We start from the raw sequence: 16,253 nt of genomic DNA, 5'->3' as shown, positions 1-16,253 counted from the left end.
GCTTCGATGTTTTAATCCGGAACCATGGCCCATGTCGAACGATCCTCTTCTTCAGCCTTACCAGCTCAAGCATCTGACGCTGCGTAACCGTATCATCGTAACCTCGCACGAGCCGGCCTATCCCGAGGACGGCATGCCGAAGGAGAGGTATCGGGCCTATACGGTGGAGCGGGCAAAAGGCGGGGTGGCCTTGACGATGACGGCAGGCTCAGCCGCAGTTTCGAGGGATAGTCCGCCTGTTTTCAACAACCTTCTGGCCTATAAGGACGAGATCGTACCCTGGATCAGGGAAATGACCGACGCCGTCCACGAACAGGGTGCGGCGATCATGATCCAGCTCACCCATCTCGGCCGGCGCACGCGCTGGGACAAGGGTGACTGGCTGCCGGTCGTCGCCCCGTCGCATCATCGCGAGGCTTCGCATCGCGCCTTCCCGAAGAAGATGGAAGATTGGGACATCGAGCGCATCATCAAGGATTTCGCCGATGCGGCCGAACGGATGAAGGCGGGCGGTATGGATGGAATCGAGCTGGAGGCCTACGGCCACCTGATCGACCAGTTCGCATCTCCACTCACGAACGAACTCGGCGGCCCCTACGGGGGTGCGCTCGAGAACCGCATGCGCTTCTGTTTCGATGTGTTCAGGGCGATCCGCGAGAGGGTCGGGAACGAATTCATCCTCGGCGTGCGCTATACGGCGGACGAATGTCTGCCCGGCGGTAACGGACAGGCCGAAGGCATAGAGATTTCGAAGCGGCTGCGCGACAGCGGGCTTATCGATTATCTGAACGTCATTCGAGGCCACATCGACACTGACCCGGGTTTGACCGACGTCATCCCGATCCAGGGCATGGCGAACTCGCCGCATCTGGATTTTGCCGGTGAAATCCGCGCCGCGACCAACTTCCCGACCTTCCATGCGGCGAAGATTCCCGACGTCGCCACCGCGCGTCATGCGATCGCAGCCGGCAAGGTCGACATGGTCGGCATGACCCGCGCCCACATGACCGACCCGCACATCGTGCGCAAGATTATCGAGAAGCGGGAAGAGGATATCCGCCCCTGCGTCGGCGCCAACTACTGTCTCGACCGCATCTATCAGGGCGGGGCCGCCTACTGCATCCATAATGCCGCCACCGGCCGCGAACTGACGATGCCGCATATCGTGGCAAAGGCCGACGTCGAAAAGAAGGTCGTCATCGTCGGCGCCGGCCCGGCCGGTCTGGAAGCGGCGCGCGTCGCGGGAGAGCGTGGTCACGAAGTGGTCGTTTTCGAAGCTGCCAACAATTCAGGGGGGCAGATCCGTCTCACCGCCCAAAGTGAACGTCGTCGGGAAATGATCAGCATCATCGACTGGCGCATGAGGCAGTGTGAGAAATACGATGTCACCTTCCACTTCAACACCTGGGCGGAAGCCGATACGATCGAGGCCGAAAATCCTGACGTCGTCATCATCGCCACAGGCGGCTTGCCGCATACCGAGGTGCTCACCAACGGCAACGAGCTGGTGGTCTCCTCTTGGGACATCATCTCCGGCGATGTGAAGCCCGGAACCAATGTGCTCGTTTTCGACGATGCCGGCGACCATGCCGGTCTCCAGGCGGCGGAGTTCCTCGCCAAGGCAGGCGCCAAGGTCGAGATTATGACGCCGGACCGGTCCTTCGCGCCGGAGGTCATGGCCATGAACCTGGTGCCCTATATGCGTTCGCTCCAAAAGTACGACGTGACCTTCACCGTTACCTATCGGCTGGAAGCCGTCGAGAAGAGCGGTAACCAGCTCGTCGCCCTTATCGGCAGCGATTACGGCGGAATTGCCCGGCAGCACAGCTACGACCAGGTCGTCGTCAATCACGGGACCATCCCGCTCGACGACCTCTATTTCGAGCTGAAGCCCAAGTCGAAAAATCTCGGCGAGGTCTCGTACGACCAGCTTCTCCAGGGGCAACCGCAATCAGTCATCCACAATCCCGAGGGCAAGTTTCAGCTGTTCCGGATCGGTGACGCTGTCGCTGCCCGCAACACGCATGCCGCGGTCTATGACGGTCTGCGCATCGCAAAGGATATATGATCGCAAGAGAGGCCGCCTGTCGGCCGATGGGGAGGGAATGATATGAGTTTGCGCAACGGAAGCCTCCAGCATTTCCTGGAAGCCGCTTCGGTCGCTTTCGGCCAGTTCGCCAGGGCTCCGGAAGCCCGCCGCTCGATCGGGCAGTTCTTCGCGGCGCTGGAGCGTCCGGGGACTGCGCGCGCGGGAGAGGGAAGCCGACTACCGGTCTGCGCTCACCTCGATATGGTGCTCGCGGTCGATACGTCCTATGCTTCGCTGGCGCGATTGATCGAGGGGTTCAAAGGCATCGAGCCAATGCTTGAATGGCGTCGCCGCACAAAGTATGACCACACCACGGCCAGCGACAATTTCGTTGATGGGCATGCCAACGCCATGATCGTCGGGCCGGGTGGATTGGAGGAGCGAAGTGACCTGTGGTTCGGCGTGACTTTGATGGCGCCTCACGTGCGCTATCCCGATCACGACCATGCGCCGGAGGAAGTCTATCTCGTGCTGTCCAAGGGAGAGTTCCAGCAGGGGGAGGGGAACTGGTTTTCGCCCGGTATCGGCGGATCGTTCTATAATATTCCCGGGATCAAACATGCCATGAGGTCGGTGGAAACGCCGCTCTTCGCCTTCTGGGCGTTGCTTGCTGAGCGGTCGCATTGACGGCCGGCTGTCTAAAGCATGTCGCGCAAAGCTGGGCGGCGGTTGCGACAGCGGCTTACGAAAAAAACAGTTGAAGCGCGGACCAAGCGAATCTGAAAGATCGCGGCGCTTTGGATAAAGGGGTTTGCCATGAAGATTCTCGTGCCCGTCAAGCGGGTTGTCGATTACAACGTGAAGATCCGGGTTAAGCCGGATGGCACGGGCGTCGAGCTTTCGAACGTGAAGATGTCGATGAACCCGTTCGACGAGATCTCGGTGGAAGAGGCGCTGCGATTGAAGGAGGCCGGCAAGGCGGAGGAAGTGGTGGTGGTCTCGATCGGCCCTGCCAAGGCCGAGGAGACGCTGAGGACGGCGCTTGCCATGGGCGCCGACCGGGCGATCCTGGTCGAGACCGACGATCAAGTCGAGCCGCTCGCCGTCGCCAAGATCCTCAAAGGTGTCGCCGATGCCGAGCAGCCGGGGCTGATCATATCAGGCAAGCAGGCGATCGACGACGACAGCAATCAGACCGGCCAGATGCTGGCGGCGCTGCTGGGCTCGGCCCAGGCAACCTTCGCCTCGAAGATCGAGATCGGTGACGGCAAAGCTCAGGTCACCCGCGAGGTCGATGGCGGCCTGCAGACGATCGAGATCAAGCTGCCGGCGGTCATCACCACCGACCTGCGTCTGAACGAGCCGCGTTATGCTTCGCTGCCGAACATCATGAAGGCGAAGAAGAAGCCGCTCGACAAGAAGGCGCCTGCCGATTTCGGCGTCGACACGACGCCGCGGCTGAAGGTGCTGAAGACCGAGGAGCCGAGTGGCCGCAAGGCCGGCGTCAAGGTCAAGTCAGTCGCCGAACTGGTCGACAAGCTGAAGAACGAAGCCGGCGTGCTGTAATCGGGTTGGAACAGGAGCAACTATCATGACCATTCTTCTTCTGGCCGACCATGACGGCAATCATCTTTCTGACCAGACCGCCAAGGCGCTGACGGCAGCCTCGCAGATCGGCTCCGATGTGCATGTGCTGGTTGCCGGCAAGGGCGCCAGGGCTGCGGCCGATCAGGCGGCAAAACTCTCCGGCGTCTCCAAGGTGCTGCTGGCCGAAAGCGAGGCGCTTGCCAACAATCTGGCCGAGCCGCTGGCCGATCTGATCGTCTCGCTCGCCGGCTCCTACGACACGATCGTCTCGGCCGCCACCTCGGTCGGCAAGACGGTGCTGCCGCGCGTCGCCGCCCTGCTCGATGTCGCCCAGGTCTCGGAGATGATCGAAGTCGTCAGCCCCGATACCTTCAAGCGGCCGATCTATGCCGGCAACGCCATCCAGACGGTGCAGGCAAGCGACGCCAAGAAGGTCATCACCGTTCGCACCGCCTCTTTCGCCTCTGCGGCTGAAGGCGGCTCTGCCTCTGTCGAGGCGATCCCGGCCGTCTCCGATCCGGGTCTGTCGCGGTTCGTCTCCGATGCGCTGTCGGCGTCGGAACGTCCGGAACTGACCTCGGCCAAGGTCATCATCTCCGGCGGCCGGGCGCTCGGCTCGGCCGAGAAGTTCAGGGAAGTCATCCTGCCGGTTGCCGACAAGCTCGGTGCCGCCGTCGGCGCCAGCCGTGCCGCCGTCGATGCCGGTTATGCCCCGAACGACTGGCAGGTCGGCCAGACCGGCAAGGTGGTGGCGCCCGACCTCTATATCGCCTGCGGCATCTCCGGCGCCATCCAGCATCTGGCCGGCATGAAGGATTCGAAGGTGATCGTCGCCATCAACAAGGATGAGGAGGCGCCGATCTTCCAGGTCGCCGACTACGGCCTCGTCGCCGATCTCTTCGACGCCCTGCCGGAACTGCAAAAGGCGCTCTGAGCGAGGAGACCAAACGTGGCGCGTGGGGTGGGACGTCCAATCAGACCTGGTGCCGACCTTCTCCTGAACGATGAGGAAAAGCCGGCCTATATCAGGCTGCACGACATCGGACGGGAGAGGCGTCCTCAGCCGCTGCAGGAATTCCTCAACGATATCGGCGGGCTGATGCTGTCGGCCGAGGCTCCTGCCGTGGCCAGTTTCGTTGCCGGCAAGGTGCTGCAGAAGCTGCTCAAGACAGGCAAGGTGCGGCCGGAGGGCGGCCCTCTTCTCGGTGTGCCCGAGGGGCTGGATGGCGCCATCAGCCATCTGGCAAAATCCGGACGGAAGTTTGAGGCGATCGCCGGCCAGTTCAAGAGTCTCGCCGATAAGCTGCTTTGGAGACGTGGCCGAACCGGTCCCTTTGCAAGCCTGAACTTCGGCAACACGCACTCGCATGCGGTTCTGGTCGGTCCGGGCGGCCTGGAGGAGCGAGCCGATCTCCGGGTGGGCGTGATCTATATGGATCGCTACACCCGCTTTCCCGATCATGTGCAGACGCAGCCGCGCGCCTTCATTCTGCTTTCGCCGGGAGAAATCTGCCTTGGTGATTCCCAGTGGTTTTCTGCCGCGACCGGAACGGTCTTCGCCAATGATGCCGGGCAGTCTTTCGCGATAAGATGCACGGCGCAGCCGCTTCTCGCGGTGTGGTGTCAGGTCGAGCCGGGATGAACGAGATGAGGCCGAAGCAGATCGTTTCGATCTCGCGGTCGCATCCCGCATATTGAACAACCGTATTTGAATTAACAGGAGGGATTATCAAATGGACGTACGCGCCGCCGTGGCCACGCAGGCCGGAAAACCGCTCGAAGTGATGACCGTGCAGCTGGAAGGGCCGAAGGCCGGCGAAGTGCTGGTGGAGGTCAAGGCGACCGGCATCTGCCACACCGATGATTTCACCCTGTCGGGAGCAGATCCGGAAGGCCTGTTCCCCGCCATCCTCGGCCATGAGGGCGCCGGCATCGTCGTCGATGTCGGCCCGGGTGTGACCTCGGTAAAGAAGGGCGACCACGTCATTCCGCTTTATACGCCCGAATGCCGCGAGTGTTATTCCTGCCTGTCGCGCAAGACCAATCTCTGCACCGCCATCCGCGCCACCCAGGGTCAGGGTCTGATGCCGGACGGCACCTCGCGCTTCTCGATCGGCAAGGACAAGATCCATCACTATATGGGCTGCTCAACCTTTGCCAATTACACGGTGCTGCCGGAGATCGCGCTGGCCAAGATCAATCCCGACGCGCCCTTCGACAAGGTCTGCTACATCGGCTGCGGCGTCACCACAGGCATCGGCGCCGTCATCAACACCGCCAAGGTCGAGATCGGATCGACGGCGATCGTCTTCGGGCTCGGCGGCATCGGCCTGAACGTGCTGCAGGGCCTGCGGCTTGCCGGCGCCGACATGATCATCGGCGTCGATATCAACCCGGATCGCAAGGCCTGGGGCGAGAAGTTCGGCATGACGCATTTCGTCAATGCGAAGGAGGTCGGCGACGACATCGTGCCCTATCTGGTCAACATGACCAGGCGGGGCGGCGACCTGATCGGCGGCGCCGACTACACCTTCGACTGCACCGGCAACACCAAGGTGATGCGCCAGGCGCTGGAAGCATCCCATCGCGGCTGGGGCAAATCGGTCATCATCGGGGTTGCCGGCGCCGGCCAGGAAATCTCGACGCGGCCGTTCCAGCTGGTGACCGGCCGCAACTGGATGGGCACCGCCTTCGGCGGCGCGCGCGGCCGCACCGACGTGCCGAAGATTGTCGACTGGTACATGCAGGGCAAGATCCAGATCGATCCGATGATCACCCACACCATGCCGCTCGAAGACATCAATAAGGGCTTCGACCTGATGCACAAGGGTGAAAGCATCCGCGGCGTGGTCGTGTACTAAGCCATGAAAACGATCGCGACCGATAAGTCTTACGGCGGCACTCAGGGCGTCTACGTCGAACGCTCCGAGGCCTGCGACTGCGACATGACCTTCGCGGTATTCGTGCCGCCGCAGGCCGCCGCGGGCAAGCTGCCGGTTCTATGGTATCTGTCCGGCCTGACATGCACGCATGCTAACGTCATGGACAAGGGCGAGTATCGGCGGCTTGCCGCCGAACTCGGTCTCGTCATTGTCTGTCCGGATACCAGCCCCCGCGGTGACCACGTTCCCGATGAGGCCGACAACTGGCAATTCGGCAAGGGTGCGGGCTTTTACGTCGACGCCACGGAGCCGCCCTATTCGGCCAATTATCGCATGTACAGCTATATCGTCGACGAGCTGCCGCGGCTCCTTGCTGCGGAATTTCCGGTCGACATGGACCGTCAGGGGATCTTCGGTCACTCGATGGGCGGACACGGCGCGATCACGATCGCGCTCAAAAACCCGGACCGCTTCCGGAGCTGCTCGGCCTTCGCACCGATCAGCCATCCGTCGGTTTCCGGCTGGTCGAAGCCGGCATTCCGGAAATATCTCGGCGCCGACGAAAAGACTTGGCGGGCCTATGACGCCTGCTCGCTGATCGAGGAGGGACATCGGTTCCCCGAACTCTTCGTCGATCAGGGAACGGCGGACAGCTTCCTGGAGGATGGATTGCGCCCCGACGAGCTGAGACAAGCCTGCGAGGCGTCAGGCATCGGCCTCAAGCTTCGCATGCAGGAAGGCTACGGCCATTCCTACTTCTTCATTTCGACATTCATGGAAGACCATCTGCGCTGGCATGCGCAGAAGCTGACAAACTAGTTGCAGAGCTCGGCCGGGCATTTCGCAAACGGCCAGGGAGGGAAGGAGAGAAGCAATGAGCAGCATAGCCATTCATCCGGCAGTGGATTCAGGCTTTCGAGCGACGGACGCTGCTTTCACAGGCGGGACGCTCGTGTGCAAGTGCACGAGCAATCCGGTCAAGGTCAGGATCAAGAGTGATATCGCCCACAATCACGCCTGCGGCTGCACCAAGTGCTGGAAGCCCGAGGGTGCTGTCTTTTCGGTCGTGGCGGTCGCTCCGACCGAGAGCGTCGAAGTGCTCGGGAACGGCGACAAGCTCGCTGTCGTCGATCCCGCTGCTCTGATCCAACGGCACGCCTGCAAGGAATGCGGCGTGCATATGTATGGGCCGGTCGAGCGCGAACACCCCTTCCAGGGATTGTCGTTCGTCCATCCGGAGCGCTTCCAGGAAACCGGCTGGGCAAAGCCGACCTTTGCGGCCTTCGTGTCGTCAATCATCGAAAGCGGCTTCGATCCCGCCAAGATGGATGCGGTCCGGGCGCAGCTGAAGGCGTCGGGTCTGGAGCCCTATGATTGCCTGTCGCCCGGCCTGATGGATTATATCGCGACCTGGACTGCCAAGAAGAGCGGCGTGCTTGCCGCTTAAAGCTTCCCGGGGAGCGCCGACCCCGGCGCTCCCCGATCATTGGACGACCAATGCCCCATGACGGCCGCGCTCGGCCGCTTCCCACACATTGCTATCCACCATCAGCTTGACCGCGCCCTCATTGAGCGTCGCGCGCCCGGAATCCTCACGTTCACGGACGGCTTCGCGTTCGATCAAGGCAAACTTTCGTGGCGCCGAAAGAATTGTGTTTTGTTCGAATACGAATTGTGTACGCAGAGTATACAATTATTGACTCCTGCCGAAAGGCGTGTCATCTTCCCGGCAGTAGAGCAACGAATGGCCGGAGATCGACGATGGCGAAGACACCCAAGAGCAATCTCTACGAAGACCTGAAACGCCAGATTCTGACGATGGAGCTGGATCCGGACGCCGATCTGGATGAGGCGAGTCTGAGCGAGAAGTACGGGCTGTCGCGGACGCCGGTGCGGGACATATTCCGTCGCCTTGCCGGCGAGGGCTATATCGACATCCGCGAGAACAGGGGTGCGCGGGTCATCCCGATGAACCACTCCACGCTGCGCAATTTCTTCCTCGTCGCGCCGATGATTTATGCGGCGATCGGTCGTCTGGCCGTGCAGAACTTCAAGCCCGCGCAGCTGTCGGACCTGAAACAGACGCAGGAGCGGTTTCGCGCCGCCAGCGAGAACATGGACGCTCTGGCGATGGTGCTGGAGAACAACCGCTTTCACGAAATATTCGGTGAAATGTCGGGCAACGTCTACATGCAGCCGAGCCTCGGCCGGCTGCTCATCGACCATGCGCGCATCGGTCATACGTTCTTCCGGCCGAGAAACGAGGACATGCGGCGGCGGCTTCGATTGGCCGTCGAGCATCATGACGGCTTTATCGCAGCGCTCGGCGCTCACGATGAGGATGCCGTCGTCGACCTCGTTTTCGAACACTGGGAATTGTCCCGCGAGAACATGGAGATGTTCATCGCTCCGCAAGGCCTCAAGGCGGACGCCTTCGTGGGCGGTCCCGCCACGCAATTATTGGAGAAGTCATCGTGAAATTTGAGGGGATTTATACACCGGCGGTGACGCCGCTCGATCAAAATGGGCAGATCGACCGGCCGGCATTCGCTGCCGTGCTCGAGTCGCTGATCGAGGCGGGCGTGCATGGCATCATCGTCGGCGGCTCGACGGGCGAATATTACGCCCAGAGCAGCCATGAGCGTTTCGAACTCGCGGCCTATGCCAAAGAGGTCATCGGCACGCGGCTGCCGCTCATCATCGGCACCGGCGCCACGCGCACCGAGGATTCGGTCGAATATGCGAAGGCTGCAAAGGAAATCGGCGCGGATGCGATCCTGGTGTCGTCGCCGCCCTATGCGCTGCCGACCGAACGCGAGAATGCAGTCCATGCCCTGACTGTCGATCGCGCCGCCAACCTGCCGATCATGCTTTACAACTATCCGGCCCGCATGGGTGTGGTGATGGGCGAGGAGTATTTCTCCCGCGTCGGCAAGTCGAAGAACGTCGTCGCCATCAAGGAAAGCTCCGGCGACATGGGCAATCTGCACTTGCTTGCCCGGAAGTTCCCTCACATCTCGCTGTCCTGCGGCTGGGACGACCAGGCGCTCGAATTCTTCGCCTGGGGTGCGAAGAGCTGGGTCTGCGCCGGCTCCAACTTCCTGCCGCGCGAGCATGTTGCCCTCTATGAGGCCTGCGTCGTCGAGAAGAATTTCGACAAGGGTCGGGCGATCATGAGCGCCATGCTGCCGCTGATGGACTTCCTCGAATGCGGCAAATTCGTCCAGTCGATCAAGCACGGATGCGAGATCATCGGTCTCAAAACCGGCTCCGTGCGGGCGCCGCTGCGCGGACTGAACTCCGAAGAGAAAAGAACCCTTGAGACCGTCGTTTCCATGCTGAAGCGCACGGTCGGCCAGATCACGTCGGGAGCCAACCATGCATGAACCTTTGACCGCAGCCGAATACAAGGCGATTGCCGCCGGTCTTCAACTTCCGACGAATGCCTTCATCGATGGCGCATTCCGTCCGGCAAATTCCGGCAAGACGTTCACCTCGACCAATCCCGCCACCGGGGAAGTCCTGGCCGAAATCGCGGCCTGCGATTCCAGTGACGTCGATTTCGCCGTCGAGAAGGCGAGGCAGGCATTCGACGACGGGCGCTGGCGGCTCCGCTCGCCGGGCGAGCGCAAGGAAGTGCTGCTGAAGCTTGCCAAGCTCCTGGAGCGCAACCGGCATGAACTCGCCGTCATGGAGAGCCTCGACAGCGGCAAGCCGATCCGCGAATGCCACACCGTCGACGTTCCCGATACCATTCATACGCTGCGCTGGCATGCGGAGCTGATCGACAAGCTCTACGACAACACCGCGCCTGTCGGCGCCAACGCGCTGACGATGATCGTGCGTGAGCCAATCGGCGTCGTCGGCTGCGTGCTGCCGTGGAATTTCCCGCTGCTGATGCTGGCCTGGAAGATCGGCCCGGCGCTTGCCGCCGGCTGCTCGGTCATCGTCAAGCCGGCGCAGGAAACGACCTTCACCACGCTGCGCGTCGCCGAGCTCGCCCTTGAGGCAGGCATTCCGGCCGGCGTCTTCAACGTCGTCACCGGTTCCGGCCGCGAGGTCGGTGAGCCGATCGGCCTGCACATGGATGTCGACATGGTCGCCTTCACCGGCTCGACGCCGACCGGCCGCCGCTTCCTGCGTTATGCGGCCGACTCGAACCTGAAGAAGGTCGTGCTCGAATGCGGCGGCAAGAACCCCGCCGTCGTTCTCGACGATGCCGAGGACCTCGATCTCGTCGCCGAGCAGGTCGTCAACGGCGCCTTCTGGAACATGGGCGAGAACTGCTCGGCCACGTCGCGCCTCATCGTCCATGCCAAGGTCAAGGACGAGCTGATGAAGCGCATCGGCGCCTATATGCGCGAATGGAAGACGGGCGATCCGCTCGATCCGGAAAACCGCATCGGCGCGCTCGTCAGCAAGTCGCATTTCGAGAAGGTGAAATCCTTCCTCGACGATGCCAAGACGGAGAAGCTGTCCGTCACCCAGGGCGGCGAAACCTATAACGGCATCTTCATCGAGCCGACCCTGGTCGAGGGTGTGACGCCCGCGAGCCGCCTCTTCCAGGAAGAGATCTTCGGGCCGATCCTGTCGGTCACGACGTTCAACACCTTGGCCGAGGCGACCGCTCTGGCCAACGACACCAATTACGGCCTGACGGCATCCGTCTATACGGGCAGCCTGCGCAATGCGATCAGGCTGACCCGCGATATCCGGGCCGGCCTGATCACCGTCAACTGCTTTGGGGAAGGCGACGCCACCACGCCATTCGGCGGCTACAAGGAGTCCGGCTTCGGCGGCCGCGACAAGTCGGTCTTCGCTCACGACAACTATTGCGAACTCAAGACCATCTGGATCGACATATCCGAGCGGTCGGTCGACGAGACGATCCGATGAGTCGCCATGTGATCAAGCACCTGCCGACCGACACCGGCGTTTCGGGATGGGAGGCGACCAGCGAACGCACCTTTCCCGTATCGGCGCTTGAGCACGACACTACGGCCGACTGGCTGATCATCGGCGGCGGATTTGCCGGCCTGTCGGCAGCTCGCCGTCTCTCGCAATCGCGGCCTGAGGACAAGATCGTCGTCCTGGATGCGCGTGAACTTGCCAAGGGGCCGGCCGGGCGCAATTCCGGCTTCATGATCGACGTGCCGCACAACCTGTCTTCGGGCGAGTATTCCGTCGCCGACGAGGCGGCGACGAAGGACGAGATCCGCCAGAACCGTCTGGCGATCTCCTTTGCGGTCGATGCTGCAGCCGAATACGGGCTTTCGCGCGAGACCTTCGATCCGGCGGGCAAGGTGAATGCCGCGGCCTCCGAGCGGGGGATGGGGCTCAACGACAATTACAGGAAGTCGCTCGAAAAGATCGGCGAGGAACATCGAGTTCTCGATGCCGCTCAGATGCGGGAGATGACCGGCTCGCGTTACTATCTCGGCGGGCTTTATACGCCGGGTGCGGTGATGATCCAGCCGGCCGACTATATTCGCGGCCTAGCGCGCGGGATTTCCTCCAAGGTGATCATCCACGAGCACTCGCCGGTCCTGGAGCTTGCCCGTGAGGGCCGGACCTGGAAGGCAAAGACGGCTCGCGGTTCGGTTTCTGCGCCCAAGGTCATTCTGGGGGTAAACGGCCATATTCAGAGCTTCGGCCACTTCCGGGGCCGGCTGGTGCACATCTTCACCTATGCGTCGATGACGTCGGCCTTTTCGCAGAACGAATTCGCAGGCGACGTTACCGGCGTCGATCGCTGGGCGCTGCTGCCGGCCGACCCAATGGGCGCCACGGTGCGCAAGATCACCAAAGACGGGCGTTCGAGGATCGTCGTCCGGACGCGGTTCACCTACGACCCGAGCCTCAAAGTATCGGAGAAGCGGGTCGCCGGCGTCGCCGCCGAACAGCGTCGGTCGTTCGACGTCCGTTTCCCCGGGCTGGAGCGCCTTCCGATGGAATACAGCTGGGCGGGTGCGCTCTGCCTCAGCCGAAACCATGTGCCGGCGTTCGGCGAGATCGAGGAAGGACTTTTCTCCGCCTGCTGCGAAAACGGTCTCGGCACCGTCAAGAGCACCTTTGCCGGCATGATGGCCGCAGATCTTGCGACGGGAGCCGCAAGCCCCGAGCTCGACACATACAAGAACCAGCCGGAACCGACGAGATTGCCGCCCGAGCCCATCGCATGGCTCGGCATCAACTCGGTTATCCGCTTTCAGGAATTGCGAGCCGGCCGCGAGGGATGATCCCTCGGCCGGCGCAATATGAAGACTGCCGTTCGCAGGCTTCAATGAGAATGGGAACGAAAACCAGGAGTAACAACAGTGAAGACTTTGTGGAAGGCTTTCTGCGGGGCGGCAACGATGTTGTTCGACTTCCGTGCTCCTTTTGCGGTTCCGACCATCATGGCGGGGATCGACCTGAGCCTGATGACGGCGTTGGACTCGCCCGTCGCGGGCATTACTGGTTCACGCCGGCGACGAGAAATAATCTGCGGCGCGATCAGGACGGTCGATATCGCGACCTCCATCACTACAGCAATTACGGTCGTGGTATGATCATGGCGATTGACCGAACAAGGCAGAGCGCCGCTCACCGGTAAACTGGGAAGAAGTCATGAATAATTCGGACTCGCGGGCTTCGCCCGGCGCTTTCCTGGTTTCGGCCGCCGATTGGCTCGATGCCAACCTTCATCCGCTGTTCGCAGCACTTGCCTTAATGTTCGAAACGGCCCCGCCCGTCATCGAACATCGTACCTTATACCGACATTCGGAGTATCGGGGGCTGGCCGCGGGTGATCGGGAGCAATACTATTTTCGTCGACGCGCGATCCGCTGGCGAACGGTTTTCAGATTCGATGAGCGCGTTTGGAGGGCCAGGAGATGAACATGCGACCTGAACAGCATCGATTGGTAGACGATGGCACGAAGCAGGTGGCCCGGCTGAAGGTGGGCTTCGTTCTATCGCGGTCGTTCACGCTGTCCGCCTTTGCGCTGTTCGTGGATACGCTGCGGCTAGCCAGCGACGAGCAGGACCGGTCCGGACGGGTGCTTGCCGACTGGCAGGTGATCGGCAGCACGCGGCACCTGATCACTTCGAGCTGCGGTGTCCAGGTCGCTCCGACGTCGGACTTCGTCGATCCCGCGCGCTTCGATTATATCGCCGTCGTCGGCGGCCTTCTGAGCGTGGAGAACCCCGTCGACCAGCAGACCATCACCTTCCTCAAGCAGGCGGATGCCAAGAAGGTGCCGCTGATCGGCGTGTGCACCGGTACGTTCATCCTTGCCGCCGCGGGCCTGATGAAGCGGCATGAATCCTGCGTCAGCTGGCTGCATTACAAGGAGTTCCGCGAGCGCTTTCCGGAGCTTGCCGTCCGCTCCGATCGGCTCTTCAATCTCGATCGTCAGCGCGGATCCTGCGCGGGTGGCAGCAGCAGTGCCGATATGGCGGCACTGCTGGTGAGGAAGTACATCAGCCGCGACGCCGAACGAAACGCCCTCGAGGTGCTTCAGATCGAGAAGGCCCGAACGCCATCGGATATTCAGCCGAGGCGTCCGCTCTATGACGACTATGACGACGCTCGAGTCAAGGCGGCGATGATCACCATGGAGCAGTTCGTCGACGGCAGCATGCCGATCGAGAAGCTCGCCGCCATGGTCGGCCTCTCAAGGCGGCAACTGGAGCGGATCTTCATCGAAAAGACGGGAATGTCGCCTGCCAAGGCCTACAACCGCGTCCGCATGGAGCGGGCAAAATCGATCCTTGCCCAGTCAAAGGCGCCGCTCATCGAGATCGCATTGGACGTCGGGTTCGAAAACGCCTCGCAGTTCACGCGGACGTTCAAGCGCACATTCGGGCAGACGCCCTCGCAGCATCGCGCGGCGGCCTTGAGGGCGCACTGAAGCGATTTCGCGCCAACGCTCAGACCTCCCGGGGCTGGAAAGCTGTCTTCCTGCCTGGCTGGCATGATGTGACCAGTGCGAGTTCCAGTTTGATACTTTTGGACCTCGGCAATCAGCTTTCGGCGTTGAACACAATGCCTAGCGGCATAACCTACTATCGCTGCACGGCTGATCAGAGGCCGAGCCCCGGAGTTGACGTCCGGTGAACCCCCTTGGGGACAAAGGCGAACTGGTCCGCGAGGCCGAGGAAATCGGCCGCCAGGTGAATGACCGAAAGCCACATCTCAGTTCCCTGCAGGCTCGCTTCGCCGCCGTCGGCAAATGGAAAGCCTTCGCCATCCCGCCATCTGTCCAGCGCCCGCGAGATGAGGCTGCGGGCGACCGCCTCGCCATCGGCGCGGCGGTAATCGGTCTGCCGGGCAATCAGCGTGAGCGGATGGATCGTATCGAGCAGGTTGCAGGCATTGTATTTCTCGGCAACGAAGCCCTTGTGGTTGCGATAGTTGAGGTGAACCGTTTCGAGCGTGGCGTGCGGGTGCGGAAGCGGAATCCCGAACTGGGCGTATGTGCCGCGCGTCAGGCGATAAAAACCGTTCACCGGCTGGAGCCATCCCTCCAGTGCTGTCGGCTGTCCCCACAGGCCCGAGACGCTGTCGGCCTTGCGGTTCAGCCACTCGAACAGCGCCTGTCTTGGACCTCTGATGCCGAAAGACCTGCTATTGAAATAGAGGGCGGTTCCGATCGCATCGACCACGCTGCCGGCATGCCACGCCCTGCTCGGCCAGGGCAGGGCGTTCAGCCATTGCTCCAGCTCTTTGGCGTCGAGCTGCACCGCCTGGATCGGGTGCCGTGGCCCGGAACCAAGCAGTTCAAGCGCATAGCCGACCGAAAGCACGTTGTAGAGTGCCTTCGGATCCTCCCGCAACGCCCGGCCATGCCCGGGCGAATGTTCTTGCGGGAAAAGGCCGGTCTCCCGATCCTGCAGGCTCTGGAGACGCTCGACGGTCTGCGACAGATCGAATCCGGGCGGCAGATGCCCGAAGCCGGCCGCAATCTCGATGGCATCGCAGAGATGCCGGATCGCCGGGCGCCTGACGCCGTCCGCTTCCAGCGATTCATAGCCTTCGGGTGTTTTCCAACGGCCAAGAATATCGGGCCATTGCGCTTTCGCCTTCTGCCCGAGCCTGCCCAATTGATCTTCGATCTCTCCAGTGCCGGATTTCCTCGCAGATGCCCCCCGGCTCCGCAGCACTTTTGCCGGTACACCGCCGGCAATCGCTAGCGCAGGAATGTCTTGCGTGACCACCGCTCCGGCGGCGATCACGGCGCCGTTGCCGATCGTGACGCCATCGAGGATCACGCAATTGGCGCCGATCCAGACATCGTCGCCGATAATGATGCCGATGCTGACGACGCCCTGACGATGGATGGGTCGATCGGGATCGTCGAAGCCATGATTGAAGCCGACGATCGAGGCATGGGAGGCAATCCTGACCCCATTGCCGCAGGTCACCTTGCCGGAAACGCAGGCAAAAGGATTCACGCTGCAATCGTCGCCGAGGACCACGTCGCCCCGCACGAGCGCGTGCTCGGCAATACCGCTCGCCCATTGTCAGGCTTTCGGTGAAAACCGCCGCATGTTCGGCGATATAGGACGTCGCGGCCAATTCAGCGCCGCATGATCGCCGAAGCTCAGCCTTGCGGGCGAGATGGGCAGGATGATCTAGGTCCGACGCACTGCGTTCCCAGGGAAGATATTGCAGCCGGCGTGCTTCCCTCTGTTCGCTCGCCGAGCCCTGCGGACTATTGGCCTGATCCATTTTGACCCTCACCTGCGCTTCAGTGGCCGAATATTGGCTT

The 16,253-nt window shown here is 62.0% G+C and carries 15 protein-coding genes and 2 pseudogenes; 15 read left to right on the top strand and 2 right to left on the bottom strand.

Going from position 1 to position 16,253, the window contains the following annotated elements; genetic code table 11:
• Positions 1-31: 31 nt before the first annotated feature.
• The 8 genes from AMK00_RS29455 (at position 32) to gfa (ending at position 7,945) form a co-directional block, all read left to right on the top strand.
• The gene (locus tag AMK00_RS29455; RefSeq protein ID WP_064812846.1) at positions 32-2,068 is read left to right on the top strand and encodes an NADH:flavin oxidoreductase; all 2,037 of its coding nucleotides are present in this window, start codon (positions 32-34) and stop codon (positions 2,066-2,068) included.
• A 42-nt stretch (positions 2,069-2,110) separates the two neighbouring features.
• Positions 2,111-2,716: a dimethylsulfoniopropionate lyase gene (locus tag AMK00_RS29450; protein WP_064812844.1), complete on the top strand. Its 606-nt coding sequence runs from the start codon at positions 2,111-2,113 to the stop codon at positions 2,714-2,716.
• 129 nt (positions 2,717-2,845) lie between these two features.
• Positions 2,846-3,595 (top strand): electron transfer flavoprotein subunit beta/FixA family protein, encoded by a 750-nt coding sequence (locus AMK00_RS29445; protein ID WP_064812842.1) that lies wholly within the window; start codon positions 2,846-2,848, stop codon positions 3,593-3,595.
• 25 nt (positions 3,596-3,620) lie between these two features.
• Complete coding sequence (locus tag AMK00_RS29440) at positions 3,621-4,550, top strand: electron transfer flavoprotein subunit alpha/FixB family protein (protein ID WP_064812840.1); 930 nt, start codon at positions 3,621-3,623, stop codon at positions 4,548-4,550.
• A gap of 15 nt (positions 4,551-4,565) precedes the next feature.
• Entirely contained in the window at positions 4,566-5,258 is a 693-nt protein-coding gene (locus tag AMK00_RS29435) for a dimethylsulfonioproprionate lyase family protein (RefSeq protein ID WP_064812838.1), read from the top strand.
• 91 nt (positions 5,259-5,349) lie between these two features.
• Positions 5,350-6,477, top strand: coding sequence for an S-(hydroxymethyl)glutathione dehydrogenase/class III alcohol dehydrogenase (locus AMK00_RS29430; RefSeq protein ID WP_064812836.1), 1,128 nt, complete (start codon positions 5,350-5,352; stop codon positions 6,475-6,477).
• Between the two features lie 3 nt (positions 6,478-6,480).
• Positions 6,481-7,317 (top strand): S-formylglutathione hydrolase, encoded by an 837-nt coding sequence (gene fghA / locus AMK00_RS29425; RefSeq protein ID WP_064812834.1) that lies wholly within the window; start codon positions 6,481-6,483, stop codon positions 7,315-7,317.
• A 55-nt stretch (positions 7,318-7,372) separates the two neighbouring features.
• The gene (gene gfa / locus AMK00_RS29420) at positions 7,373-7,945 is read left to right on the top strand and encodes an S-(hydroxymethyl)glutathione synthase (RefSeq protein ID WP_064812832.1); all 573 of its coding nucleotides are present in this window, start codon (positions 7,373-7,375) and stop codon (positions 7,943-7,945) included.
• 36 nt (positions 7,946-7,981) lie between these two features.
• Here gfa and AMK00_RS32785 read toward each other — a convergent pair whose 3' ends face one another.
• Complete coding sequence (locus AMK00_RS32785) at positions 7,982-8,191, bottom strand: hypothetical protein (RefSeq protein WP_064812830.1); 210 nt, start codon at positions 8,189-8,191, stop codon at positions 7,982-7,984.
• Positions 8,192-8,259: 68 nt separating this feature from the next.
• Here AMK00_RS32785 and AMK00_RS29410 point away from each other — a divergent pair, with 68 nt between their 5' ends.
• The 7 genes and pseudogenes from AMK00_RS29410 (at position 8,260) to AMK00_RS29380 (ending at position 14,393) form a co-directional block, all read left to right on the top strand.
• Positions 8,260-8,976 carry a GntR family transcriptional regulator gene (locus AMK00_RS29410; RefSeq protein ID WP_064812828.1) on the top strand — a complete coding sequence of 239 codons (717 nt, stop codon included), beginning with the start codon at positions 8,260-8,262 and terminating at the stop codon, positions 8,974-8,976.
• A complete protein-coding gene (locus tag AMK00_RS29405) occupies positions 8,973-9,884 on the top strand; it encodes a dihydrodipicolinate synthase family protein (protein ID WP_064812826.1) in 912 nt (303 codons plus the stop codon). Before AMK00_RS29410 ends, AMK00_RS29405 begins: the two co-directional genes overlap by 4 nt.
• Positions 9,877-11,394 carry an aldehyde dehydrogenase gene (locus tag AMK00_RS29400; RefSeq protein WP_064812824.1) on the top strand — a complete coding sequence of 506 codons (1,518 nt, stop codon included), beginning with the start codon at positions 9,877-9,879 and terminating at the stop codon, positions 11,392-11,394. Before AMK00_RS29405 ends, AMK00_RS29400 begins: the two co-directional genes overlap by 8 nt.
• On the top strand, positions 11,391-12,737 hold the full coding sequence (locus AMK00_RS29395) for an NAD(P)/FAD-dependent oxidoreductase (protein WP_064812822.1): 1,347 nt from the start codon (positions 11,391-11,393) through the stop codon (positions 12,735-12,737). The genes AMK00_RS29400 and AMK00_RS29395 overlap by 4 nt, the downstream gene beginning before the upstream one ends.
• Before the next feature lie 78 nt (positions 12,738-12,815).
• Entirely contained in the window at positions 12,816-13,049 is a 234-nt protein-coding gene (locus AMK00_RS29390; protein ID WP_064812820.1) for a hypothetical protein, read from the top strand.
• Between the two features lie 191 nt (positions 13,050-13,240).
• Positions 13,241-13,352: pseudogene (locus AMK00_RS33780) on the top strand (4-hydroxyproline epimerase); the annotation flags it as partial.
• Between the two features lie 27 nt (positions 13,353-13,379).
• Entirely contained in the window at positions 13,380-14,393 is a 1,014-nt protein-coding gene (locus tag AMK00_RS29380) for a GlxA family transcriptional regulator (RefSeq protein WP_064812816.1), read from the top strand.
• Positions 14,394-14,565: 172 nt separating this feature from the next.
• On the opposite strand, the pseudogene AMK00_RS29375 reads toward AMK00_RS29380, so the two are convergent.
• Positions 14,566-16,213, bottom strand: a pseudogene (locus AMK00_RS29375) (acyltransferase).
• Between the last annotated feature and the right edge of the window lie 40 nt (positions 16,214-16,253).

The organism is Rhizobium sp. N621, assembly GCF_001664325.1.
Classification (GTDB): Bacteria; Pseudomonadota; Alphaproteobacteria; order Rhizobiales; family Rhizobiaceae; genus Rhizobium; species Rhizobium esperanzae.
This window is presented reverse-complemented; position numbering and strand designations above follow the sequence as displayed.

Excerpts from the sequence above, each read along its gene's own strand:
- AMK00_RS29455 (WP_064812846.1), top strand. The coding sequence starts at position 32 with ATGTCGAACGATCCTCTTCTTCAGCCTTACCAGCTCAAGCATCTGACG.
- AMK00_RS29450 (WP_064812844.1), top strand. The coding sequence starts at position 2,111 with ATGAGTTTGCGCAACGGAAGCCTCCAGCATTTCCTGGAAGCCGCTTCG.
- AMK00_RS29445 (WP_064812842.1), top strand. The coding sequence starts at position 2,846 with ATGAAGATTCTCGTGCCCGTCAAGCGGGTTGTCGATTACAACGTGAAG.
- AMK00_RS29440 (WP_064812840.1), top strand. The coding sequence starts at position 3,621 with ATGACCATTCTTCTTCTGGCCGACCATGACGGCAATCATCTTTCTGAC.
- AMK00_RS29430 (WP_064812836.1), top strand. The coding sequence starts at position 5,350 with ATGGACGTACGCGCCGCCGTGGCCACGCAGGCCGGAAAACCGCTCGAA.
- fghA (WP_064812834.1), top strand. The coding sequence starts at position 6,481 with ATGAAAACGATCGCGACCGATAAGTCTTACGGCGGCACTCAGGGCGTC.
- gfa (WP_064812832.1), top strand. The coding sequence starts at position 7,373 with ATGAGCAGCATAGCCATTCATCCGGCAGTGGATTCAGGCTTTCGAGCG.
- AMK00_RS29410 (WP_064812828.1), top strand. The coding sequence starts at position 8,260 with ATGGCGAAGACACCCAAGAGCAATCTCTACGAAGACCTGAAACGCCAG.
- AMK00_RS29400 (WP_064812824.1), top strand. The coding sequence starts at position 9,877 with ATGCATGAACCTTTGACCGCAGCCGAATACAAGGCGATTGCCGCCGGT.
- AMK00_RS29395 (WP_064812822.1), top strand. The coding sequence starts at position 11,391 with ATGAGTCGCCATGTGATCAAGCACCTGCCGACCGACACCGGCGTTTCG.
- AMK00_RS29380 (WP_064812816.1), top strand. The coding sequence starts at position 13,380 with ATGCGACCTGAACAGCATCGATTGGTAGACGATGGCACGAAGCAGGTG.